The organism is Ruegeria sp. CDSA089, assembly GCF_059612205.1.
In genome coordinates this window covers 41,706-65,933 of record NZ_JBXWQD010000009.1, presented here as the reverse complement: position 1 = coordinate 65,933, position 24,228 = coordinate 41,706, and the positions used below count along the sequence as shown (strand labels likewise).

The following is a 24,228-nucleotide window of genomic DNA, read 5'->3' as shown; positions in this document are numbered from 1 at the left end:
GCTCCTAAGTTTATCATGCGATCGTGGCTTCGTATCCCTCGGACTTCAGCGCTGCAAGGATATGATCAAGTGAATTGGTGCTTAAGACACGTACCCTGCGGTTTTCCATGTCAAAGTCCAACTGTGCGGAGGAATCCACCGTGGCAACGGCTTTTTCGATAGCTGACTTGCAGTGCCCGCAGCTCATATCCGGGATATTTAGGGTCGTCATGGATGTTTGCTCCTGTGTTCCGTCGTCCCGGCTAAAGTATTCCAGCACAGGAAGGTCAAGTCGTGATTATTGGATCGTCAAAATTAGTGGCAAAGAAAGTCAGCCCCATCCCTTGACCTTCCACTTGCTGGAACCCTTATGTTTCCCGTCAGCAGAACATTGGTGGTGACAATATGACTGAAATTTCACATGCAAGGTTTCAAGTTCAGGGTATGAGCTGTGCGTCCTGCGTAGGGCGGGTTGAGCGCGCGTTGAAAGATGTGCCAGGGGTAGATGCCGCTTCGGTTAATCTCGCCAGCGAAAGCGTTCAGGTCGATTTCCGCGATCCAGCCGATAAAGCGGCCATTGCTGATGCGTTAAACAGCGCCGGATATCTGGCACGGACGGAAGAGGTAACGCTGGATATTCAGAACATGTCCTGCGCATCGTGCGTGGGGCGCGTTGAACGGGCATTGCAAGCAGATGATGGCGTCTTGTCCGCGTCGGTCAATCTGGCCACCGAAAGTGCAACTGTACGTTATGCTGAGGGAGTCACAACACCCGAAGCCATCGCGGCGCTTGCGGCATCTGCTGGCTATCCGGCGAGCCTGCGATCCGCGACGCAGACCGAACCACAAGACCGCAAAGCCAAAGAGATTCGCCAATTGGCCCGGCGAACAAGCTTTGCCGCCTTGCTCGCTTTGCCGGTCTTTATCCTTGAAATGGGCTCGCATGTTATTCCGGGCATGCACCACCTGATAGCGAGCACGATCGGCATCCAGAACAGCTATTACCTGCAATTCCTTCTAACCACGATCGTTCTTTTTGGGCCAGGTTTGCAGTTCTATACTAAGGGATTCCCTTCCTTGTTCAAAGGCGCGCCGGACATGAATTCTCTGGTGGCTCTGGGCACTTCGGCGGCTTATGGGTTCTCGCTTGTTTCCACCTTTGCGCCGGGTGTTCTTCCCGCCGGAACCGCAAACGTCTACTACGAGGCCGCAGCGGTGATCGTGGTTCTCATATTGCTGGGGAGGTTCCTCGAGGCGCGCGCCAAGGGGCGAACTGGTGAAGCGATCCGAAAACTGGTCGGTCTGCAGGCAAAAACAGCGCGCGTTGAGCGCGACGGATCGGTTGTCGAGCTACCGATCGAGCAGATCGTTGTAGGGGATATTGTGCACGTTCGACCGGGCGAAAAAATCGCGGTGGATGGTGCCGTAGTGACCGGCGCGTCATATGTCGATGAAAGCATGATCACCGGCGAGCCGGTTCCTGCCGAAAAGACCGAGGGCGCAACTGTGGTCGGCGGAACAGTTAATGGCGCGGGCGCATTGACGTACCGGGCTGAAAAGATCGGCGCAGACACTATGTTGGCCCAGATCATTCAAATGGTCGAACAAGCACAGGGTGCCAAGCTTCCGATTCAAGGCTTGGTTGACCGCATCACGCTGTGGTTCGTGCCGGTAGTGATCGCTGTGGCCGTAATGACTGTGCTGGTTTGGATGTTGTTCGGACCCGATCCTGCGCTCAGCTTGGCGTTGGTAGCCGGGGTTGCGGTACTGATCATTGCTTGCCCCTGCGCCATGGGGTTGGCCACACCCACCTCAATCATGGTCGGCACCGGCCGCGCGGCCGAGATGGGTGTCCTGTTTCGAAAGGGCGACGCCTTGCAAATGCTGCAGGAAACCACCGTTGTTGCGGTGGACAAGACGGGGACCTTGACCGAAGGGCGTCCGGAGCTGACCGACCTGATTGTGGCCGAAGGATTGGCCGAGGATGAGGTTCTGCGCCTTGTTGCTGCCGTTGAGGTCACATCCGAACATCCGATCGCCACGGCCATCGTGCGCGCGGCTGAAACCCGTGGTCTGGAGCTTTCGAAGCCAGAAGACTTCACGTCGATCACCGGTTACGGGGTAAGCGCCTCAGTCGAAGGCCATACAATCCTGATCGGGGCCGACCGCCTGATGAGTCGCGAAGGGGTTGAAATGGGCGCGTTGTCTGATCGGGGCGCTGAACTCGCAATCAACGGAAAGACTCCACTTTATGCCTCCGTAGACGGAGTTATCGCAGCCGTCATCGCCGTGGCGGACCCAATCAAGACCACCACGCCAGACGCAATTGAAGCTTTGCACGGACTGGGGCTGAAAGTAGCGATGATTACCGGCGACAATACCGCTACAGCCAAATCCATCGCGGCGCAGCTTGGCATCGATCATGTCGTGGCCGAGGTTCTGCCAGAGGGTAAAGTATCCGCGTTGCAAGATCTGCGCTCAAATGGCGGAAAACTGGCCTTTGTGGGTGATGGCATCAATGATGCCCCCGCTCTGGCGGCGGCTGACGTAGGAATTGCGATCGGGACAGGCACTGACATCGCCATCGAGGCGGCTGACGTCGTTCTGATGTCAGGCGACCTGACAGGCGTGGTCAACGCCTTCGATATTAGTCAGCGCACCATGCGTAACATCCGCCAAAACCTGTTCTGGGCTTTCAGCTACAACACGCTGCTCATACCGGTTGCAGCGGGGGTGCTCTATCCGTTTGGCGGCCCGTTGCTGTCGCCGGTTTTGGCTGCAGGTGCCATGGCGCTGTCCAGTGTATTTGTCCTGACCAACGCGCTGCGGTTGCGCTGGGTTAAGCCGATCAAAGTTGGGCGAGAACAGATCTCGCAGAATGAAGAGCAGGCGCTGCGATCAGCGCCTGCTGAATAGAATAGGAGAACCGCTGTGAATATCGGAGATGTAGCAGAACGTTCGGGTCTGCCTGCCAAAACCATCCGTTATTACGAGGATATCGGATTCATCAAACCCAGGCGCAGTCTGAACGGGTATCGACATTTCGACGAAAAGGAACTGCACAAACTGGCCTTCATCGGGCGGGCCCGCTCATTGGGCTTTACCATTGAGGATTGCCGTTCACTACTGGCGTTGTACGAGGACAAAGAACGCGCAAGCGCGGACGTGAAGGATATCGCCAAACAGAACCTAAAAGAAATAGATGCCAAGATCGCGGACCTGAAGGCCATGCATGCTACACTGTCTCATTTAATCGATGAATGTGCCGGAGACCACCGTCCCGACTGCCCGATCCTGAAGAACCTCGGCCAAACTTAGATGCGCTCATCGTATGAACTGCCTCCTATTTTGGCAGTTTGTTACGTGTATTCGCGGGAATCCGCTTCATTTCGATACAGCGCACCAACTCACCTGTTTTTTCCTCCGACTGGCTTGAACACTCGTTACGTTCGTCCTAACTGCACGGGATGAAGTGGAAGTTTTTCTCAGTGTTGCGAATGACGTTTCTGACATGCGTCTGCTTGGCGATGACCTTCGTCGGCACTGTTGTGGTCGCGAGCAGTGACGTCAAAAACAGTAGCACCTCTGAGCCTCACGGCGTTTCAATGGCTGCAAAGTCATCAGACTTCAAACACGACCATAGCGGTTTGCATCCGACGACTGGCCAAATCCACACGGATAGCCACGTAAATCACAGCGGAGAATGTCATTCCGGTATCTGTTGTGTTGGCGAATATCCGACCCACGTAGGACTTGCGGTTTTGGCTGAAGCTTTTGGCCAGAAAAACCGTAACATGGATTCCGACATCCACAACTCTCAAGCGCCTCTGACGCCCGATCGTCCTCCACAAATCTCCTAACATCCACAGGCCCGTCAGCGCGGGTTTTCATGTTGTTTCGGTTCGAGCATGCACTGCGACCGTCAGGAGATTATTATGCGTGGAAGATATGCGGCACTATCAGTACTTGCCTTGGCGATTGGCCTGGGTGGAGGTGTCTTTCTTGAAAGACTGTACCTGAATCCAATTGATCAGGGCCAGTCGAACGAACCAGAGGTCCTTTATTGGGTAGCACCGATGGATCCGAATTTTCGGCAGCCTGGACCTGGAAAATCGCCGATGGGTATGGACTTGATCCCGGTTTATTCTGGGCAGGAACCTACCGGCGACCCTGAAGAAGTCACCCTGAGCGCTGCGGAAATCAACGCAATTGGTGTGCGAACTGCGGTTGCACGCATGACTGATATCGAACCTCGCATCGAAACGGTGGGTTTCGTCGGCTTTGACGAACACCTGACCAATCACGTTCATACGCGTGTTGAAGGTTGGATTGAGCAACTGAAAGTTCGAGCGGTCGGTGATCGCGTTGAGAAGGGGCAAGTTTTATTTGAACTCTTTTCACCACTGATCGCAGCTGCGACCGGCGATCTTGTACGCGCAGTCGAAGCTGGTGACCCGCGGATTTTGGACGCGGCGCGCAATAAGTTGATCAGCCACGGTATGTCCGCTCGTCAGGTTGCTGAGATTGAGGCGGGCGGTGAGTTGGTTCGAAATGTGGAAATTGAGGCACCTCAAAACGGTGTCGTCATAGCTCTGAATGCCGCCGATGGCATGTACCTGCAGCCAGGCACGCTTGCTTTTTCGGTAACCGATCTTTCTGAAGTATGGCTGATCGTTGATGTATTTGAACGAGATATTGCACGTTTGTCGGAAGATATGCGCGCGATAGCAAGGTTCGAGCACCTACCCGGTCGCACCTTCGAAGGCGACATCGACTATGTTTACCCTGAGCTTGATCCGCAAACCCGAACTCTTCCCGTAAGGCTTAGTTTCGATAACACCGACGGCGTGCTGCGGCCGGGCATGTTTGGCAGTGTTAGCCTTATACCGGATGAAAGCCGAAATGTTCTCACTGTTCCATCAGAGGCGTTAATTCGTACCGGTTCGGCGGAACGCGTCATCTTAAAAACAGGCGATGGTACTTTTCGCCCGAGACTGGTGACTACAGGTCTTCGAGACAGTTTCGGCGAGGGGGGTCGAACAGAAGTTCTGCAAGGGCTTGAACCTGGTGAGGAAGTTGTCGCATCCGCACAGTTTCTAATCGACAGTGAAAGTGCTTTGAGCGCCGGTTTCACCCGAATGGCACCAACGGATACCGAACCAGCACGCGGGGCAGGCACCCTGGTTTCACTCGATGCCCAAAATCGTATGGCAACTGTTCGTCACGATGTTCTCGAAAGCCTCGATTGGCCCGCAATGACTTCGCAGTTTCCGGTGAGGTCTGGTGTTTCGCTCGACAGCTTGAGTGCAGGCGACGCAGTCGCTTTCGTGATCGCACGGGGTGCGGATGGGCTTCTGAGCCTGATGGAGCTTGCACCAGACGATGGTATTGCCGGAACTGGTGCCGGAATCGCGCGCGCCGTCACTTCAGACGGCAAATTGACGCTTGAGCACGGACCGATCCCCGAGCTCGGTTGGGCCGCCATGACAATGGATTTGCCTGTTGTAGGAGTAGATCTCACTACCGTGCCAATCGACATGCCAATTGAGTTTGATCTGGCTGAGGGAGAAGGGGGGATGTTCTCGATTGTGGCAATTCGCGAAGAGGGCTCGCCGCCGACGGATTCCGTTGAACCCGAAGAAACCGACACGCCTTCTGCTCCACCGATTGTAGTCACCGGCACGATCAACCTCGTTAATGCTGAGGCGGGAACGGCAACCATCACTCACGGGCCGATGACTGAGATTGGCATGCCCGGAATGACCATGGATTTCCCATTAGAACCTACATTGGACACAAGCATGCTCGAAGTCGGTTCTGAAATGACTCTGACTTTCGCGCGTGCAGATGGCATGACAATGGTGTTGGCTGCGGCAACGCCTATTGCACCGCCACTTCAGGTTTCTGGCCGGATTAACAGTATCGACCCGAACGCGCGTACCGCGAACGTAACACACGGTCCGATGACTGAGATCGGCATGCCGGGCATGACCATGGATTTCCCGGTTGCGGAGGGGATTGAGGTTTCTAACTTGCCTGTAGGGATTGATGTTTCTTTGATCCTTCGCCGCAATCCCGACTTTTCGATGACGCTGTTAGAGGTCGCGCTTGATGGGAGTGTTACGCAGTGATCACGGCCATCATTCGTTCTTCGCTCGCCAACAGGTTCGTCATCTTGGCCCTCGCATTCATGATAGGAGTTGCGGGTATTTGGGCCATTCGTGAGACGCCGGTTGATGCAATCCCGGATCTGTCGGATGTCCAGGTAATTGTTCGCACGCCATATCCCGGGCAAGCGCCTCAAGTTGTCGAAAACCAAATCACATATCCACTTGCGACAGCCCTATTGGCCGTACCCGGTGCAAAAGACGTTCGCGGGTTCTCGTTCTTTGGAGACAGCTTTGTATATGTTGTCTTTGAGGACGGGACGGACCTCTACTGGGCTCGGTCGCGTGTGCTCGAATACTTGGGCCAGATTACCGGCAGCTTACCTGAGGGCGTGTCACCACAACTTGGCCCTGATGCGACTGGGGTCGGGTGGATTTATCAGTATGCGCTGGTTGACAGAACCGGAAATCATGATCTGGCTCAGCTCAGGACTCTGCAGGATTGGTTTCTGAAATACGAATTACAAGCCGTGGAAGGCGTCTCAGAAGTCGCCACCATCGGCGGAATGGTCAAACAGTACCAGGTCGTCGTCGACCCAAACAAACTACGTGCCTATGACATAACACTTGCACAATTGAGGACGGCTATTCAGGCGGCCAACCGCGAGACGGGCGGCAGCGTCATTGAGATGGGGGAAGCCGAATTCATGGTCAGGTCCTCGGGCTACATTGACGAATTGTCAGACCTTGCAAGCGCGCCGTTGATGGTCAACGACCGTGGCGCCGCTCTGACGCTTGGAGACGTCGCTGAAATCCGTCTGGGGCCGGAAATGCGGCGCGGTGTCGGAGAACTCGACGGGCAAGGAGACGCGGTTGGTGGAGTAGTCATTCTGCGATGGGGTGGGAATGCGTTGGCAACGATCAAAGCGGTGGAGGCGCGCATCGAAGAGTTGCGCTCAAACCTGCCGGAGGGGGTCGAAATCATAACGACCTACGACCGATCTGGTGTGATCGAGCGTGCTATCGATAACCTCCAGAAGAAACTGACGCAGGAATTCATTGTCGTTGTTCTTGTGTGCGCGGCTTTTCTACTTCATCTGCGGTCATCCCTCGTAATTCTTCTGTCGCTCCCTCTGGGAATCTTTGCCGCATTTATTCTGATGAAGGCGCAAGGAGTAAACGCAAACATCATGTCGCTCGGCGGCATAGCCATCGCTATTGGTGCGATGGTCGACGCATCGATTGTGATGATCGAGGCGATGCACAGGCGGTTGGAAAAAGAAAAGCTCACAGCAGAGAACCGATGGCGGATTGTGCAAGAGTGCGCTTCTGAGGTGGGACCAGCCCTTTTTTATTCTCTGGCGATTATCACGGTTAGTTTTTTGCCTGTTTTCGTTCTGGAAAATCAGGAAGGTAGGCTCTTCTCGCCACTCGCTTATACCAAAACCTACGCCATGGCTGCAGCCGCCATCCTTTCGATAACGCTGGTTCCGGTCTTGATGGGTTACTTTGTAAGGGGGCGTATTCTACCGGAGCGAAAAAATCCGCTAAATCGCTTGGTTGTGTTCGTGTACCGCCCATTTCTGGACGCGGCAATTGCCTGGCCATGGGCAACAACACTGTTGGCCGGCGTTCTGGTGACGTCCATGTGGTACCCGTACCAGAGAATTGGCTCTGAATTCATGCCCGAGTTGAACGAAGGTGATTTTCTCTACATGCCGAGCTTCTACCCCGGGATCTCGACGGGAAAAGCCCGTGAGGTACTGCAGCAGACCAACCGCCTGATCGCGACCGTGCCTGAAGTCGAAACTGTTCACGGTAAAGTTGGGCGTGCGGAGACTGCAACCGATCCAGCACCTCTAACGATGGTGGAGACCACAATCCAACTCAAGCCGGAAGAAGAATGGCGCCCCGGCATGACAATGGAGAAAATCCGGAATGAGCTCGATCGTATCGTTCAGGTTCCGGGCGTTACAAATGTTTGGATCCAACCTATCAAGAACCGCATCGATATGCTTGCGACAGGTATCCGTACTCCTGTCGGTGTCAAAATATCCGGCACCGACTTGGAGGTCATTACAGATATAGGGATCGAAGTAGAGCGTGCGGTCGCTGATATTGATGGAACGGCTTCCGCCTACGCAGAGCGACCTGTTGGCGGGCGTTTCATCGAAATCGACGTCAAACGAGATGCCGCCTCCCGATACATGATGAGTGTTCGAGAAGTTCAGGACGTAGTGCAGACCGCAATTGGCGGTATGCAAGTGTCGGAATCTGTGGAGGGGCTGGAGAGGTTTCCTATAAACCTTCGGTACCCTCAGGCATGGCGAGACAGCCCGGAACGGCTCGAAAATCTTCCTGTCGTCACGCCGTCGGGTGCTCATGTGCCACTGTCCGCTCTCGCCGATATTCGAATAGTTGACGGGCCGGGAATGATACGATCAGAGAACGCTCGACGAACTGGGTTCGTGTTCATCGACATCGCGGGGCGCGACCTGGGCGGCTATGTGGCCGAAGCACAAGAGGTGGTTACAGAAAAGGTCGACCTGCCTCCAGGTTACTCGCTGACTTGGTCAGGGCAGTATGAGTACATAGAGAGAATGCAGGACAGGTTGACGATCGTTGCTCCTGCAACCCTGCTAATTATCACGCTCATGCTTTTCTTGGCGTTCAATCGGGTGATTGAGGTCGGGATAATTCTTGCGGCGCTCCCGGTCGCATTGGCAGGTGGGGTTTGGTTCTTATGGTATCTTAACTTCGATATCTCAATTGCTGTGCTCGTGGGCTTCATCGCGCTGGCGGGAGTTGCCGTGGAAACAGCGATTGTCATGTTGTTGTACCTCAATCTTGCTTGGGAGAAACGTCGAGGGCTGGCGCAATCGGAACAGCGAAAGCTGACACGTGACGATATCGAAGACGCGGTGTTCGAAGGAGCCGTTCTTCGGGTTCGGCCGAAGGTAATGACTGTAGCCACGATCTTTGCAGCACTGATACCCATCATGTACGGCACCGGTACAGGCTCTGAAATCATGCAGCGGATCGCTGCGCCGATGATTGGGGGCATGGTGACAGCGACCCTTCTTACGCTTTTTGTCATTCCCGCAATATTCGTGATTTGGAAACGGCTCGCGCTCAATCGCGTGAACCGAGAGATCTCCCACACGATCCAGGAAGTGCCCCCTGCGCTTCCGGCAGAATAATACCCACAACCTTGAAACAGGAGCATCTGATGAAAACTTTGACTGCAATTTTGGCCCTATTGGCCGTGTCTACAACATCCGGCATCGCGCAAACGAACCACGGCATGGACCATTCCAACATGCCCATGTCTTCCGAACAGATGGAAGGTGCGGTCCACGCAAAGGCTTTGGTGAACTCAATTGGCGACGAAACCGCTAACGTCAGCCATGATCCGATCCCCGAGATCGGGTGGCCCGCGATGACGATGGATTTGCAGCTTCTTGAGAATGCCCAGATGATGGGTGAGATCAGCGCAGGTGACGAAGTCACACTGATGTTGGTCAAAAGCGATGATGGTATGTATGCGATCGGCGCGATCATGAAAAACTGAGTCTGTTGATGCGGCAGCTATTCACCAATGATGTGATTGTTCGCCGTTTCAACGACTGTAGGAAATTCTATGAACTAAGAGAAATGGAGTAGGAGCCACTCAAGAACCAAATCGTATTTCAACGATCTGTGGCTCTGCTCATAAGTTATCAGTCCATTGTCGGTTAAAGGCGCTTTAAGCAATTCGTTGACTGATTGAAGCTCCAAAGCTCAGAAAATCTTCCGGCTATACTGATTGAACAGAGCAATCCAGGCAAGCAGTACACAAACTGCCAACGCTTCGGTATCTCCGGCCCGCGCCACTGCAGTTAAACTGCGCAAAATTCTGGAGCTACTTGCGCAGCCCAGTGGAAATCTGACCGACAAGCAAATCCCACCTAAAACATTTCACAATTGGAATGTGTGTACTACATTGTCGCCGAGATGACTTCACGCGGCCATTCAACGGACCAGCGTCGAATTGTCTGGGGCGTTGCCTTGTTGGTTTTTGCTTCAGTCGAAAACGCAGCGCGGAGCGGTCAAAATGAGGATATCTCCAGGGCGACGACTTGGGAAAACGATACGACATGACAGCTAACACAAGAGAGCACTGGGACGATGTCTATGGCGAGAAGTTTGACACCCAATTGAGTTGGCACGAGGATGATCCAGAGATATCGCTTGAACTCATCGAGTTGATCAGAGTGTCTAAGCCTTCATCCGTCATCGACATTGGTGGAGGTACATCTCGTCTTGCTGGAGCGTTGCTTGCGAAGGGGCTCCATGACGTGACAGTTCTCGATCTATCGCAGGTCGCGTTGGACACGGCCCGGGAAAGGTTGGGGCGCGCCGCTGAAACAGTCACTTGGATTTCTGCAGATATAACTTCTTGGGTCCCCGATCGCAGATATGACGTCTGGCATGATAGGGCGGTTTTTCACTTTCTCGTGGATACATCGCAACGCGCGGCCTATCTGGAAAGCGTGAAGAAAGGGGTAAAAATTGGCGGCCATGTGATCATTGCTACGTTTGCACTTGATGGGCCGGAGACTTGCAGTGGTCTCCCTGTCGCCCGCTATAGTCCGAGCGATATCGCCGTGCTTTTTGAGGAACACTTTGAACTCGTCGCGCATCGCCATCACCTGCACCAAACCTCTTGGGGGGAAAGTCAGTCTTTCCAGTTCAGTGTTCTCCGCCGCTGCGTTTGAGCCCACACCTGAAACTGGCCCAAAGCGGTACGCTTCCAATAAGCTTTCGGGGCATGCCGATTGTGTTCACAAGTTACGTTTGGCCCTCAAAAACTGGCAGAACCACCTTAGCGCACAAGCCGCCAGTTTCCCCGTTTAGCAATTCTATCGTGCCACCGTGCGACTGGATGATCGTACGTGCGATCGACAGCCCCAAGCCGGTTCCGCCAGTCTCTCGCGAGCGGGATGTTTCAAGCCGCACGAATGGGTCGAATACCGCATCGAGCATATGCTCGGGGATGCCGGGCCCCTGATCCTGGATCAATATTTTTGCCTCATTCCCCTCTTGCATGACTGAGACGTTGGCCCGGGCACCATACCGGCAGGCGTTTTCAATGATATTGCGCAGAGCTCGCTTCATCAGCATCGGCCGAAGCGTGACGGCCGGATTGTCTGCGACCGATACTTCAACCGTGTCACCGGCTTGCACAATGTCTTCGGTCGTTTTGGTTACGAATTCACCAATTGGGACGGTACTGGAAGGTTCGCGCGTGGCCACGCCCTTGGCAAATGACAGGGTGGAGTCCACCATCTCCTGCATTTCCTCGATGGTCTCGATCAGATGGTCACGGGTCTCCTCTTCCTCCACCAGTTCGGCGCGAACCCGCAATCCCGTCAGTGGCGACCGCAAATCGTGACCCAGCGCCCCCAATAGTCTGGTCCGATCGGCAACATAGCGAGTCAGCCTATCACGCATATGGTTGAACGCCTGCGTCAAATCTCGCACCTCGGTCGGACCAGAAACCGTCAGTTCCTGGACGTCTTCACCGCGACCAAACTGGTCTGCAGCCAGTGACAGGCGGCGCAACGGGCCGGTCAGCCGTGTCAGTAGAAACCAAATGGCTGCTCCAAGAATTAAAGTTGCAGTGAAACCGAAGCTGACGAAGGACTGCAAAGGCCATTGCAGAGGAGGGTTATGGAACCGGGTATCCACGTTGAGCCATTGATCGGTCGTCAGAGCGATCGACAGCTGCATTTCAATTGCGGAAACGTGATCACGCATCATTGCCATGTGCATTTCAGCCATTGTAGACGGAACACCTTCAACCGGCAGCATATCGGGAGAGAACTCATGCAACTCTACCCGGATGGGACGGTTTTCATAGCCTGGCAGAATTCTGCGGATTGTGTTTTCGACCGTCCCACCAGCGCTATGTCCGGTGTGATCGACTGCGGGCGTATCTGTAAGGCTGAAACGCACCAGTGGAGAACTTGCCGCCCGCAGGATCGCGTCGTGCATCTCGGGTGGAGCTTCTTCAATCAGCCGCGCGATGTTTGCGGCGCGTCCGGCGGTTTCCAGGCCAAGGGCCATGTGCACTGCCATTGAGCGTTCGTCGACGAACAGCCACAGGCTGACCAGTTGCGCGGCAGCCAGCGCGGCGATGATCAAAAGGATAAGCTGACCGCGCAGACTTTGGGCAAAGGCTTTCATCCCGTAAGCTCGCTCACGTCGGTCGACAGGCAATAACCGCCACCTCTTATCGTGGTGATGAGCTTCGGCCGCGTTGGGTCAGCTTCGATCTTGCGACGCAAGCGGCTGACCTGGTTGTCGATCGTACGGTCGAACAAGTGCGGGCTGCGGCCGGCGGTCAAATCCAGCAGTTCGTCTCGCGACAGGAGTTTGCGGGGCCGCTGCAGGAATACGGCCAGCAGCCGGACATCGGCGGTGGTCAGACTTTCTTCGGCCCCTTCGGCGGATATCAAGGTGCGACTGTCGGCATCCAGAACCCAGCTTCCAAAGGCGATCCGTTTGCCGCTCAGATCGCCAGCCGGGGGGACGGTGGTTTCGGAACGCCGCAGGATCGCCTTGATCCGGGCCAGCAATTCACGTGGGTTGAATGGTTTGGGCAGGTAGTCATCGGCGCCGATCTCTAAACCCACGATACGGTCGGTGTCATCGCTGAGGGCTGTCAGCATCAGGATCGGCGGGCCACCGGCCGCGGACAGGCGGCGACAGACCGACAATCCGTTTTCGCCCGGCATCATGATGTCGAGTACGATAAGATCAATCCGACCGGCCGCCAGTCGTGCGTCCATCTCGGTTGCGTCGCGCGCGGTACTGGCGCGCAACCCATTCTTTTCCAGATAGCGGCTGACAGCATCACGGATTTCGCGGTGGTCGTCGACAATCAAGATATGTGGTGCTTCAGTCATGGCGCAATCATAAGCCCCGGCGCGGTACAAATCCCGGCTTTTTTGTATCCCTTTGTATCAGTTGGGCGGGCTGCGACACAACGATACAAACCGGGTTGAGCAGGGGGGTGGTGGCGCGACCGAGGGCGGCCATATGCTTTGTGTAGAAACAAAAACCCGAGAGGTGAAAGTCATGAAACGTACCTTCACGCTGGCCGCTGGAGCCATTGCCGCGACTTTGATGGCGCTGCCCGCGCTTGCCGCCGGTCAGCATGGCAGCAGCGCGCAGATGCAGGGCCATGAGGGCGGCATGATGCAGGGTGCGCCCGGCGGCATGATGGGCGATCACGCAGGCATGATGCAAATGATGGTGAAAATGCATGGCCAGATGATGGGCGGCAACTGGCTGGCGGTTCTGGACATGGACGAGGACGGTCGCCCGAGCGAATCTGAGATCGCCGAAGGTCTGAAGGCCCGGATGCAGGCGCATGACGTCAATGGAGATGGCAACCTGTCGATTGATGAGTTCGAAGCGCTGCATTCCGGGATGATCCGCGAAACCATGGTGGACCGATTTCAGCATCTTGATGCCAATGGCGATGGCGTTGTGACCACAGGGGAAATCGAGAAAGGCGCAAAGACGATGTCGCCGAAACACGGCATGAAGGCCTCGAAACCTGTGACAAAGGCTTCTGAAACCAACAACTGAAACGCAACCGTGTAGCCGGGTCATCGCACTCGGCACAAACCACTGAGGAACAAAGCGATGATGGGCTATGGCGCTGGAATGGGGTTTGGAATGATCTGGATGTTGCTGATCGCAGTGTTGATCGTTCTGGCGATCGTAGCGCTGATCAAATACATCGCTAAGTGACCTCGGAATCCGTCACTCCCGTTTAGGGGTGGAGGGCTATGTCATAGGAGGAACGAAAGCTGGAGGGCCTGCACAGCAATAGCCGTTTGGTTTTCATCGCGGTTTTGATCGCGTTGCTGATCGCCACCATCTGGTTGTGGCTGTCTGGCGCGTTGGACGCAGGACTATCGCGCGAAGTCATTACTGCGTGGGTGGATTGGGCCGGCCCGTTCGGACCCGTTGTCATCATCGGCTTCATGACAGCCGCAGTGGTTGCCAGCCCAATCCCCAGCGCTCCGATCGCTGTCGCTGCCGGGGTGGCATATGGGCATGGGCTGGGAACCGCATTGGTTGCTATCGGAGCGGAGTTGGGGGCGCTGCTGGCGTTCCTGATAGCCCGTTGGTTGGGGCGCGACGCGCTGCGCCAGTGGTTCGGCGACAAGCTGGACTTGGGGTTGCTTGGATCGCAGAATGCCCTGATGTTGACCGTGTTCACCAGCCGCCTGATGCCTTTCGTTTCTTTCGACATGGTCAGCTATGCCGCCGGTCTGACCCGACTTCAATTTTGGCGGTTCGCACTGGCCACCTTGGCTGGACTCCTGCCGGCCAGTTTCGTTCTGGCCCATCTGGGCAGCCAGATTACCGAAACCGCGACAGGCGGCACCAGCCTTGCGGTTATCGGGCTTGGGCTGTTGACGGGGGCGCCACTTATCTGGTTGGCTTGGAAACGCAAGATGCCTGTTGGCTCTTCAGACCACGAATTGAGCCAGATCAATGCGACCGGTCCAAGCGGCCCTAAACTGTTGGAGAATGGAGGAAACCCTAAGTGATCCGCGCACAATGGATATCAACTGCGACACGGACGGCCCGAGCCATGGGCCGGCTGCAGGTCCTGTTGATCTGTGCGTTGGTGGTTTCGATGCTGATCTCTGTTGTGCCGTCCCATGCCGGGCATGACATCGCGAAGGCCGCCACCCAGGCCGAGCTTGTGATCGATGACAGCGGTGGGTATCCCGCGTCTCATCCATCAGAAGAATTAGACTGCTCAGTGCACCCGGGCTGCTATGCGATGGCAGTTATGGCGGCACCTGAATTGCTCTCGATGCGTATTGCTACGCCCGTGGCGCCAGAACGGTTCCGGCCACGCGCAAGCCTGCCGGTCGCACCACTACCACATCCGCCAAACCTGTCCTGAACGTGACCGGCAATGGCTCCGGAATCGCTCCGGGGTCTTGCCCAAGCCGTTGATTGCGGCCCAACTCAGTTCAGGACACTTACCATGCTTACCATTCTGTACTTTTTCGTCACGGGCGTGGTGCTATTCGCACTGTTGCGCCTGACCTGTGGCCCCTGTGTGATGGGGACACAAGAACATCATCCCGGTGTTCCGGTGACAACCCTTGGCTGGGCGCTCAGCCTGTTTCTGGCCGCAACCTACCTGCTGTGCGTGGCCTTTGACCTGATCATTCCAAGTTTTGCCATGTACCGGGCTTGGATCGGCCTGATGCCCGGAATGACTTGGCTCAGCCTGCCCTCATTCCTGTTGGGACTGTTATGGGCGTTTCTCTACGGCTGGTACGCCGCGTTGCTGTTCGGCGGACTGTTCAATGTCTTTGCGGCTCGCACAAAACTCAACTGATTGAAAGGACAAAGCCATGAAGGCCATCGCTCTGACCCTGCTTTTGACGCCCTTCCTGATGGCCGTCATCTACCGGATTTTTCTGCACGTGCCCGCCAATGCGCGCGTTTCAGTTGACGAAAGGAAACCTAAATGACCCTGTTCAATCTGGCCGCAGGCCTGTCCGTCGCAGCTTTGACTGCGCCTTCGCTCACGCTGGCGGCAACCGTGTTCATTCCCGAAGGCAGCGCGGACTCGGTTCTGGTGATCGACTCCGAAACCGGCAAGACCGTCGAGCGGCTGCCGAGGCTCGTGGCGGTCCATGGGCTGGCCGGCGCGCCCGGCTTTAAGTACCTGGTCGCGGGCAGCTACGCAGAAACCGAGGCCACAACGCCACCAAAACCCGAAGGTATGTCCAAGGATGAACACGCTGCGCACCACGCCAAGCGCGATGTCACTGCGTTGCCCAAAGACAAGGGGCGGAGCCTGCTGACGATCCTTGATGCGGAAACACGCGAGGTCGTCCGCCAGATCGAGGTTCCAGGTGCGGTGCATCACACTGCGGTGTCGCCCGACGGGCGGTTCGCGGTGGCGACCCATCCGGGCGGTGACGGTATTTCGATCGTCGATCTCGATAAGCTCAGCTTCCTTGGTTTCGTAGCAACCGGGCCAATGCCCAACTATGCGGTATTCGCGCCTGACGGCGACAGGGTCTATGTCACCAATACCGGCAATGGTACACTTAGCGAAGTGGATGTCGTCAAAGGCTTCGTCGTACGCAACATGCCCGTCGGCGAAGGCCCTGAGCATCTTGTACTTAACGCCACCGGCAGCGCCGCCTTCGTAGCCGACAGTGATGGTGGCAAGGCCTTCCGCGTAGATCTTGCCAGCGGTTCTGTCACCGAAACCTATGACATTGGAGGCGAGTTGCACGGGATCGGCCTGTCCGACCGCGAGGGCGTACTGTTCGTGGCCGCCAAAGGCACCGACCGGTTGTTGTCGATTGATCTTGCTACGGGCAAACAGCGCTCGACCAACCTGTCACCGGCACCTTATCACCTGACGACCATACCGAACTCAGGCAAAGTGATGGTATCAAGCCGAACCGAACCGAAGGTCTGGATCGTCGATCAAGTCAGCCTGACGGCTATTACCGAAATGCCGATACTGGGTGAGGGCCACCAGATGGTTGTTCTGCCCTGAAGGACTGTGCCCGGCATTGCGTAATTAAACGGCTCTACGACCAAAGCTTAAACCAGGGAGCAGAACATGACAGAAGACCACGACATCAGAATCCACGCGAACGGCCCGACCGAGGTCGCTTACGTCTGCCCCATGCATTCTGACGTGCGTCAATCTGGGCCCGGCGACTGTCCCAAATGCGGGATGCACCTTGTGCCCGAGGGCGAGGTGGATGCGCATGCGCATCACCACCATTCCGCGCATCATGGCGCGACGGACGAGAACGGTGAATATGACATCGTTCCGACAGGCTATGACGGACCCGTATATACCTGCCCGATGCATCCGCAGGTGCGGCAAACCCATCCCGGGTCCTGTCCACTCTGCGGCATGGGGTTGGAGCTGGAAAGCGCGGCGATGGTGGACGAGGGGCCGAACCCGGAACTGGTGGATTTCACCCGGCGCCTATGGGTAGGTGCGATTCTGACGCTTCCACTTTTGGTTTTCACGATGGGCCCCTACGTTGGGCTGTCTGGTGTGCGAGAGATTTTTGGTGAGCGAACAACCCTATGGATTGAACTGATACTTGGCACTCCGGTTGTTCTTTGGTGCGGTTGGCCATTTCTGGAACGAGGGTGGAATTCGTTTCGCACCATGAACCTGAACATGTTCTCGTTGATTGCCATGGGGGTTTCGGCCGCGTGGCTGTTCAGCGTTGTCGCCGTATTGATGCCCCACATATTTCCGGACGGTTTTCGAGATTCAGAAGGCCATGTTGGGGTCTATTTCGAAGCGGCCGCAGTTATCGTTACACTTGTTCTGCTCGGGCAGGTGATGGAACTGCGGGCACGCGAAGGCACAGGAAAGGCAATCCGCGCTTTGCTGGACATGGCCGCAAAGACCGCCCGCATTATCCGCCCTGACAGCAGTGAAGAGGAAATTCCGCTTGAAGAAGTACAGGTAGGTGACCGCCTTCGCGTACGCCCCGGCGACAAGGTGCCAGTAGACGGCATTGTACTCGAAGGGCGCTCATCTGTTGACGAAAGCATGATCTCTGGCGAACCGGTTCCGGTCGAAAAGGTACAAGGCGAGCCGGTCACAGGGGCCACAATCAACGGCACCGGTAGCCTTGTGATCGAAGCAACCCGAGTGGGCTCTGACACAATGCTGTCCCAGATTGTCGAAATGGTGGCCAACGCGCAACGCTCGCGCGCACCAATTCAGAAATACGCTGACAAAGTGGCGGGCTGGTTTGTACCGGCGGTCATAAGTATAGCTGCGCTGGCCTTTATTGCATGGGCAATTTGGGGACCGGCTCCGGCGCTCTCCTACGCCTTGATCGCAGCGGTGTCGGTACTGATCATAGCTTGCCCGTGCGCGCTTGGCCTGGCCACTCCGATGTCGATCATGACGGCCACGGGGCGCGGGGCGCAGGCCGGAGTGCTGATCAAAAATGCCGAAGCGCTGGAGCGGTTCGAGAAGATCGATACTTTGATCGTCGACAAAACTGGCACGCTGACCATGGGCAAGCCAAAGCTTGTGGCTGTATTACCCGAACCTGGCCATGACGAGGTCGAGGTGCTGCGGCTGGCCGCAACGCTGGAGAAGGGCTCGGAGCACCCGTTAGCTGAGGCAATCGTCACAGGAGCCGAGGAACGTGGCGTAGCCCTGTCCGACGCCAGTGACTTCGAGGCGGTGACTGGTAAAGGCGTGAAAGGCACGGTGGATGGCCGCCCCGTCGCGCTCGGCAATCTGAAACTGGTCACCGATCTCGGACTCGAGGCGGCCGAACTGACGGCCAAGGCCAATGCGCGTCGGGATGACGGCGAAACGGTGATGTTCGTGATGCTTGATGGTTCAGTGGCGGGGTTGGTCTGCGTCGCCGACCCGGTCAAGGAAACAACACCAGCCGCACTCAAGGCGCTGCACGAACTGGGTTTCCGGATCATCATGGCGACTGGCGACAACGAACGCACTGCAAAGGCGGTGGCCGAACGTCTGGGTATCGATGAGATTCGAGCCGACGTACTGCCCGAGGACAAGGCCCGCATAATTCGCGAACTGCAGGAGAAAGGCGCAAAGGTCGCCATGGCGGGTGACGGAGTGAACGACGCACCCGCGTTAGCGCAGTCCGATGTGGGCATCGCCATGGGGACCGGTGCCGACGTGGCGATCGAAAGTGCAGGCTTCACGCTGGTCAACGGAAGCCTTGATGGCATCGTGCGCGCCCGTAGGCTGGCCCGCGCTACCATGCGCAATATCCGGCAAAACCTATTCTTTGCCCTGATCTACAACGCCTCGGGCGTTCCGGTGGCGGCGGGTCTTCTGTTCCCGCTTTTCGGCATCCTGATCAGCCCGATGTTTGCGGCCTTCGCTATGAGTGCTTCATCGATTTCAGTGGTGTTGAATGCGCTGCGATTGCGGGGGGCGAAGATTTGAGCACGCACGAGCATAGTACCCACGGCGCCAGTGGCGCGCTGAAGCCCGGATCAATCTCGCTGACCGGAGCCGTCGCCATGGGGACCGGCGTGATGATTGGCGCTGGGATCTTTGCACTTACCGGACAGATCGCCGGGCTGGCGGGGCCATGGTTTCCGCTGTCCTTCGTGGTCGGGGCCGTGGTGACGGTTTTCAGCGCCTATACCTATATCGCCATGTCCAACGCCTGGCCCTCATCAGGCGGCATCGCCATGATCCTGACCAAGGCATATGGGCCCGGGGCGGTTGCGGCGGCGGCCTCGCTGCTGATGGCACTGTCGATGGTGATCAACGAAAGCCTCGTCGCGCGTACTTTCGCGACCTATGCGCTCCGCCCGTTCAACATCGAGAGCGGACCGCTGGTGTCTTTGGTCGCTGTTGCGCTGATCGTCTTTGCCTATGCGGTGAACCGGTCGGGCAACCGGTCGGTGGGGTTGTGGTCGATCATCATGTCGGCGCTCAAGATAGGCGGGATCGCAATATTCGGCATCGCCGCACTTTGGGCTGCGGGCGGAACCTGGCAGGTTCAGGGCTCGGAACCGGCCGCGCCGCTGGGGTTCGTCGCCTCGGTAGCCCTGTCGATCCTCGCCTTCAAGGGCTTTACCACCATCACCAACAGCGGGGCCGAGATCGTCGACCCGCACCGCAATGTCGGGCGCACCATCATGATCTCGATCGCGATCTGCGCGGTGGTCTACCTGCTGGTCGCCCTTGCCGTCGGTGTCAGCCTGCCGCCCGAGCAAATCCGCGCGGCGCAGGACTATGCCCTGGCCGAGGCTGCCAGGCCGGTGCTGGGGCAGGGCGGGTTCTACCTGACCGTGGCGCTGGCGATGGTGGCGACGGCCTCGGGGCTGATCGCCAGCGTTTTCGCTGTGTCCCGGATGCTGGCGATGCTGACCGACATGAAGATGATCCCGCACAGCCATTTCGGCATGACGGGCAGCATCCAGTCTCACACGCTGATCTACACGGTCGTGATTGCGGGCCTGCTTGCGGTGTTGTTCGACCTGTCTCGCATCGCCTCGTTGGGGGCGTTCTTTTACCTGGTGATGGACATGGCGGTGCATTGGGGTGTCTGGCGACGCTTGCGCGGTCAGATCAAAGCCCGTGGATGGGTCTTGCTGACCGCCCTGGCGCTGGACTGCGTAGTCCTGACCGCGTTCACAATACTCAAGCTGCGCTCCGACCCGATGATCGTAGTATATGCCGTTGCTGGCATCGGCTTGGTCTTCGTCTATGAGCGCATCTTTCTCAAACAATGGATCATCGAAAAGGAGACAAATCAGCTATGACCCAATCAAATTTCGACGAAACCCGCGCCACACAGGAGACGACCGAAAGGGTCAGCTCTGACGTAACGGCCGAAGCGCCCAAAACCGAAGATCAGACGGCCAACGGTGCCAAGCGTAATTGGCTCCCGGTTGTCATTGCGATCGCGTTGGGCGCCGCTGTTCTGGGCTGGGAATACCGCGAGACACTCTATCCTTTGCTCAGTTCTCCGTTGCTGTTCTTGCTGGTCTGCGTGGGCATGCATTTCTTAATGCATCGCGGCCACGGCAAACACTGAGAACGGCGCCCTGTATGGCTGGCGGCTTTGCGGCAAGAACACTGCGCAACAAGGAGCAGCAACGGCCAACTGATCAGAACAAATTTGTAACCCAATAAGGAAGGGAAATTGCCATGTTAGCAAATCCAATTCGGAGAGCAGCAACTGAACTGCACCTGACGGCCGGTGCACTAACTGTAAAGGCATTGCACGGTGACACCGACGAAGATCACTCTGATGAATAGGGAATGGGGCATCGCGGTGAAGAAGAGGACCAAGGCGACTGATCCACCTCGTCCGAGTCCTATCATTCGATGAACCCGTCCTGACGCACAGGAGGAACAATATGTCTGAATTTTCTGAAAGACAGGCACCTTCAGAGCCTGAAACTCGGCGCGATTTCTTATACTTCGTCACCGGCGGTGCCGCCATCGTGGCCACGGGCGCGGCGGTCTGGCCACTTGTTAACAGCATGAACCCCAGTGCAGACATCTCCGCCCAAGCCGTTGTCGACATAGATCTTGAAGGTGTCGGACCAGGAACGAGGATCACTGTTAAATGGAAAGGCAAGCCGATCTTTATCGACCACCGGACTAAAGAGCGGATCGCGCTGGCGATAGCAGAAGACGATGCACCAATGATCGACCCGCAACCTGACGCCGAGCGCGTACAGCGACCGGAATGGCTGGTAGTTATTGGCGTTTGCACCCATCTGGGATGCATACCACTCGGGCAGGGCGGCAGCGAACCCACCGGAGACTGGGACGGTTGGTTCTGTCCGTGTCACGGTTCACATTACGACACGTCTGGCAGAATTCGGAAAGGCCCCGCGCCCCGCAACCTCGATCTGCCCCCTTACGAGTTCGTCACCGACACACGGGTCAAAATTGGGTGACGGCGCGGTGAACTTTGTTCAGAGGCGCGTGCCTCACCAAGTTCGTTTGTCAGTCCTCGAATATCCCTCGATCAGCGCCGCGATGCTATGTGGCGGAATTCGACATGTACCCCGCTTTCTGGAGTTTTCGAGAAGAGACCTCGCCGTCATGTTCTGAACGGAACAATTCTAATCGCTGCGCTCAACGTTTTCTGCTTCGCCCATGTTTAGACATGCCATCTTGCCTTTTGACAGGATCGCATCTGAATTGCGGGTTGAGAGGAAACGCTTTGGTCCTGAACAAGGTGCTATTTCAACCCCGTGTCAGCCGCGCGGCGATCGCGACCTGTCCCAGCGCGGCCAGGATCGCAGCGATGAACACGGCTTCGATGGCGATCATGCTGACCACCACACCGCCCACAAGCGGCGCCAGCGCCGCCGGGGCCGCAAAGCTGTTGAACCACGCGGAATAGGCCGGGCGGCGGTCGTCGGGCGAGATCTCCAGCAAATAGCCGAGATAGCCGATGGTCACCCCGTTCATCATCGCGCCGATCAGGAAGAACAGCACCGCGAAACCGGTCAGCCCCGAACCCGTGACCACAAGCAGCAAAACCAGCACCGGAGGTCCGAGACGCACCAGTGCCACTATCCCCAGCAGGCGCAATTTGCCCGCCTGGTCTCCGATGTGGCCCCAGAGCGGATTCGAGGCCAGCGCGCCGACAGTCTGCGCCGCCAACAGCGTTCCGACATCCGCCGCCCCGAGGCCGCTGCGGCTGGCGGCAACGACATAGAACGGCAACGCCATCAGCGTCGCTGCACCAAGCCATTGGAAGATCAGGAACAGCCGGAACCGGTGGTCCTGCCGCAGCGTCGAGAAACCTTCGCGCAGAAATCCAGACAGATTGGCAGGACGGTCCCGTGGCGCCCTTGCAGCGGTAGCGGGCTCACCCGCGGAGACAAAAAGCGTCGCAGAGACGATCATCAGCACCGCGCCGAGCCAGAAGATCAGCGCATAGGCCCTGAGCGGCGGCATCACGTCGAGCGCGTGTCGCAGAAAGCCCGCCACCAGAACCGCCAGAACACCGCCGCCGAAAAAGCGCCAGGCCAACATCCGGCTGCGGCGCTCGGACGGGATCGCCCGGCCGACGATGTCGTTGTAGGGCACCGCGACCACGCCGCTGACAAAGGCATAGACCGTCCACAATCCCAGCATCCCGAGCGCCAGCGGAACCGGAGGCCAATCGACCTGAGGCCAGTCGGCCCCCCACCACAGAAGAATACCGATCATCGCGACCGTGATCGCCCGCCCATAGGCACCAAGGGCGTAGAACGGCATCCGCCGATCGGTGCGCTCGGCGAGGTAGCCCACCGCGAACTGGGGCAGCAGCCAACCAAGACGCAGGACCGTGCTGGCATAGCCCACGGCCAGCGCGCTACCGGTCAGCATATGCACCAGACTGGCCACCACCGTCGCGCTGTCCACCGCCGCCGACCCGCCCTGAAACACCGCACCAGCACCGGCGATGCGCCAAAATCTCGTGTCTTCGGGATTACGCCTTGCCATTCGCCGCCTCTGCCTCCGCCCGGGCGCGGCGGATGTCGATGCCGCTCTGCCACAACACCGTCAGGCCGATCCCGACCACCAGAAGGATCGTCAGCACATAGTTGAACAGGATCATCAGAAGGGCGGTTTCGTCCGGAACGCCAAGCACCTTGAGCGCGAACCCCGCCCCAAAGACAAAGCTCGCCGGGATGCGCACGAAACGACCCAGAACCATGGCGAACCCGGCAAACACCATCAGGAACAGGTAATCCCACGCGCTCAGCACCACGCCAACCGCCAGCCCGGCCCACAGGAAATGGGTTGTCGCCACCAGCTTACCCGCAATGGCTGCGGCAATGGCGGCGACGCGGCGGGCCCGTGCCTGTGGCCAGACGATCCCTTCACCGAGCGCGGTGCGCAGATACGCGCCATCGGCCCCGATGCGGGCGGCAGCCCAGTCGAAGAGTCGGCAGACCAGAGGGTCCTCGCTCAGAAGTGACGCGCGGAACCGGAACAGAACCCAAAGCAGGCTGCCGAAAAGCATCAGGTTCAACAGGCCCGCAACGCTCAATCCCAGCCGCAGGTCACCCTCGATCTGTGGAATCTGGCCGGCGGCGGCCACCGCTCCGGCAAAAAGGGCGAAAACGACGCCGTCGAGGAACCGGGCGATGATCGCGGTTGCAAGCACGGTCGCCATCTTCAAGCGGTCGAGCCGGGCAACCAGCCAGGCCCGGACCAGCGGGCTGATGCCGAGCGGGACAAGGACATTTGCGCCATAACCTGCCAGTAGCGCCCCCGTCAGCCGCAGGGTGCCGACGGGTTTCACGTCGAACAGGATCTGCCGCCACTTCCAGCCGCTCATCAGCTGCTCCAGCAGGATGGTGGCGGCAAGAATCGCGATCCAGAACATGTTGGCTCCGCGCAGGCCCTGCAGAAACAGCGCAAAATCGAGGCTGCCGTAGAGCGCAAACACCAGATAGAGCGCCAGGGCGGAGCCGAATATCGGCAGCAGCCACCGTTTCAGGAAGGTCCGCATTTGACATCCTCGCAACTACCAAGACCTCAATGTTTTAACCTCCGTATCATGATACGGTGTCAAGATGACGGTGACGGAGGGAG

21 protein-coding genes are annotated in these 24,228 nt (G+C 57.4%); 15 read left to right on the top strand and 6 right to left on the bottom strand.

Translation table 11 applies throughout. The annotated features are described in order from the left end of the window. Window positions 1–13: 13 nt before the first annotated feature. Window positions 14–211: a heavy-metal-associated domain-containing protein gene (locus tag AC2FJ6_RS18385; protein WP_170417905.1), complete on the bottom strand. Its 198-nt coding sequence runs from the start codon at window positions 209–211 to the stop codon at window positions 14–16. Between the two features lie 173 nt (window positions 212–384). On the opposite strand from AC2FJ6_RS18385, the gene AC2FJ6_RS18380 reads away from it, so the two are divergent. Together AC2FJ6_RS18380 and cueR are read left to right on the top strand one after the other, a co-directional pair. Next, complete coding sequence (locus AC2FJ6_RS18380; RefSeq protein ID WP_170417908.1) at window positions 385–2,895, top strand: heavy metal translocating P-type ATPase; 2,511 nt, start codon at window positions 385–387, stop codon at window positions 2,893–2,895. Between the two features lie 15 nt (window positions 2,896–2,910). Then, window positions 2,911–3,297 (top strand): Cu(I)-responsive transcriptional regulator, encoded by a 387-nt coding sequence (gene cueR, locus AC2FJ6_RS18375; protein WP_152460772.1) that lies wholly within the window; start codon window positions 2,911–2,913, stop codon window positions 3,295–3,297. A 302-nt stretch (window positions 3,298–3,599) separates the two neighbouring features. On the opposite strand, the gene AC2FJ6_RS18370 is transcribed toward cueR, so the two are convergent. Then, window positions 3,600–3,791, bottom strand: coding sequence for a hypothetical protein (locus AC2FJ6_RS18370; protein ID WP_170608328.1), 192 nt, complete (start codon window positions 3,789–3,791; stop codon window positions 3,600–3,602). Window positions 3,792–3,914: 123 nt separating this feature from the next. On the opposite strand from AC2FJ6_RS18370, the gene AC2FJ6_RS18365 reads away from it, so the two are divergent. The 4 genes from AC2FJ6_RS18365 (at window position 3,915) to AC2FJ6_RS18350 (ending at window position 10,843) form a co-directional block, all read left to right on the top strand. Further along, window positions 3,915–6,110, top strand: coding sequence for an efflux RND transporter periplasmic adaptor subunit (locus tag AC2FJ6_RS18365; protein ID WP_170417912.1), 2,196 nt, complete (start codon window positions 3,915–3,917; stop codon window positions 6,108–6,110). Beyond that, window positions 6,107–9,286, top strand: coding sequence for an efflux RND transporter permease subunit (locus tag AC2FJ6_RS18360; protein WP_170417917.1), 3,180 nt, complete (start codon window positions 6,107–6,109; stop codon window positions 9,284–9,286). Before AC2FJ6_RS18365 ends, AC2FJ6_RS18360 begins: the two co-directional genes overlap by 4 nt. Window positions 9,287–9,315: 29 nt before the next feature. Continuing rightward, window positions 9,316–9,657 (top strand): copper-binding protein, encoded by a 342-nt coding sequence (locus tag AC2FJ6_RS18355; protein ID WP_170417920.1) that lies wholly within the window; start codon window positions 9,316–9,318, stop codon window positions 9,655–9,657. A 565-nt stretch (window positions 9,658–10,222) separates the two neighbouring features. Then, window positions 10,223–10,843, top strand: coding sequence for a class I SAM-dependent methyltransferase (locus AC2FJ6_RS18350; RefSeq protein WP_170417923.1), 621 nt, complete (start codon window positions 10,223–10,225; stop codon window positions 10,841–10,843). A gap of 73 nt (window positions 10,844–10,916) precedes the next feature. Here the strand turns inward: AC2FJ6_RS18350 and AC2FJ6_RS18345 are convergent, their stop codons facing one another. Together AC2FJ6_RS18345 and AC2FJ6_RS18340 are read right to left on the bottom strand one after the other, a co-directional pair. Continuing rightward, entirely contained in the window at window positions 10,917–12,347 is a 1,431-nt protein-coding gene (locus AC2FJ6_RS18345) for an ATP-binding protein (protein ID WP_237217564.1), read from the bottom strand. After that, on the bottom strand, window positions 12,311–13,036 hold the full coding sequence (locus tag AC2FJ6_RS18340) for a response regulator (protein WP_170417925.1): 726 nt from the start codon (window positions 13,034–13,036) through the stop codon (window positions 12,311–12,313). The genes AC2FJ6_RS18345 and AC2FJ6_RS18340 overlap by 37 nt, the downstream gene beginning before the upstream one ends. 172 nt (window positions 13,037–13,208) lie before the next feature. Here AC2FJ6_RS18340 and AC2FJ6_RS18335 point away from each other — a divergent pair, with 172 nt between their 5' ends. The 9 genes from AC2FJ6_RS18335 (at window position 13,209) to petA (ending at window position 21,587) form a co-directional block, all read left to right on the top strand. Then, entirely contained in the window at window positions 13,209–13,724 is a 516-nt protein-coding gene (locus AC2FJ6_RS18335; RefSeq protein WP_170417928.1) for an EF-hand domain-containing protein, read from the top strand. Window positions 13,725–13,975: 251 nt separating this feature from the next. Beyond that, a complete protein-coding gene (locus AC2FJ6_RS18330; protein WP_331252139.1) occupies window positions 13,976–14,698 on the top strand; it encodes a TVP38/TMEM64 family protein in 723 nt (240 codons plus the stop codon). After that, complete coding sequence (locus tag AC2FJ6_RS18325; RefSeq protein WP_157054266.1) at window positions 14,695–15,063, top strand: hypothetical protein; 369 nt, start codon at window positions 14,695–14,697, stop codon at window positions 15,061–15,063. Before AC2FJ6_RS18330 ends, AC2FJ6_RS18325 begins: the two co-directional genes overlap by 4 nt. Window positions 15,064–15,147: 84 nt before the next feature. After that, complete coding sequence (locus AC2FJ6_RS18320) at window positions 15,148–15,507, top strand: DUF5676 family membrane protein (RefSeq protein WP_496669666.1); 360 nt, start codon at window positions 15,148–15,150, stop codon at window positions 15,505–15,507. A 132-nt stretch (window positions 15,508–15,639) separates the two neighbouring features. After that, complete coding sequence (locus tag AC2FJ6_RS18315; protein ID WP_170417931.1) at window positions 15,640–16,689, top strand: YncE family protein; 1,050 nt, start codon at window positions 15,640–15,642, stop codon at window positions 16,687–16,689. A gap of 132 nt (window positions 16,690–16,821) precedes the next feature. Beyond that, complete coding sequence (locus AC2FJ6_RS18310) at window positions 16,822–19,107, top strand: copper-transporting P-type ATPase (protein WP_170418025.1); 2,286 nt, start codon at window positions 16,822–16,824, stop codon at window positions 19,105–19,107. Continuing rightward, entirely contained in the window at window positions 19,104–20,438 is a 1,335-nt protein-coding gene (locus AC2FJ6_RS18305; protein WP_255612171.1) for an APC family permease, read from the top strand. Before AC2FJ6_RS18310 ends, AC2FJ6_RS18305 begins: the two co-directional genes overlap by 4 nt. Beyond that, window positions 20,435–20,713, top strand: a complete 279-nt coding sequence (locus AC2FJ6_RS18300; protein ID WP_170417934.1) for a DUF2933 domain-containing protein — start codon at window positions 20,435–20,437, stop codon at window positions 20,711–20,713. Before AC2FJ6_RS18305 ends, AC2FJ6_RS18300 begins: the two co-directional genes overlap by 4 nt. A gap of 325 nt (window positions 20,714–21,038) precedes the next feature. Further along, complete coding sequence (gene petA, locus AC2FJ6_RS18295; RefSeq protein ID WP_050605700.1) at window positions 21,039–21,587, top strand: ubiquinol-cytochrome c reductase iron-sulfur subunit; 549 nt, start codon at window positions 21,039–21,041, stop codon at window positions 21,585–21,587. A 292-nt stretch (window positions 21,588–21,879) separates the two neighbouring features. On the opposite strand, the gene AC2FJ6_RS18290 is transcribed toward petA, so the two are convergent. Both AC2FJ6_RS18290 and AC2FJ6_RS18285 read right to left on the bottom strand, forming a co-directional pair. Next, entirely contained in the window at window positions 21,880–23,130 is a 1,251-nt protein-coding gene (locus AC2FJ6_RS18290; protein WP_170417937.1) for an MFS transporter, read from the bottom strand. Next, on the bottom strand, window positions 23,117–24,145 hold the full coding sequence (locus tag AC2FJ6_RS18285) for a lysylphosphatidylglycerol synthase domain-containing protein (protein ID WP_170417940.1): 1,029 nt from the start codon (window positions 24,143–24,145) through the stop codon (window positions 23,117–23,119). Before AC2FJ6_RS18285 ends, AC2FJ6_RS18290 begins: the two co-directional genes overlap by 14 nt. Window positions 24,146–24,228: the final 83 nt, after the last annotated feature.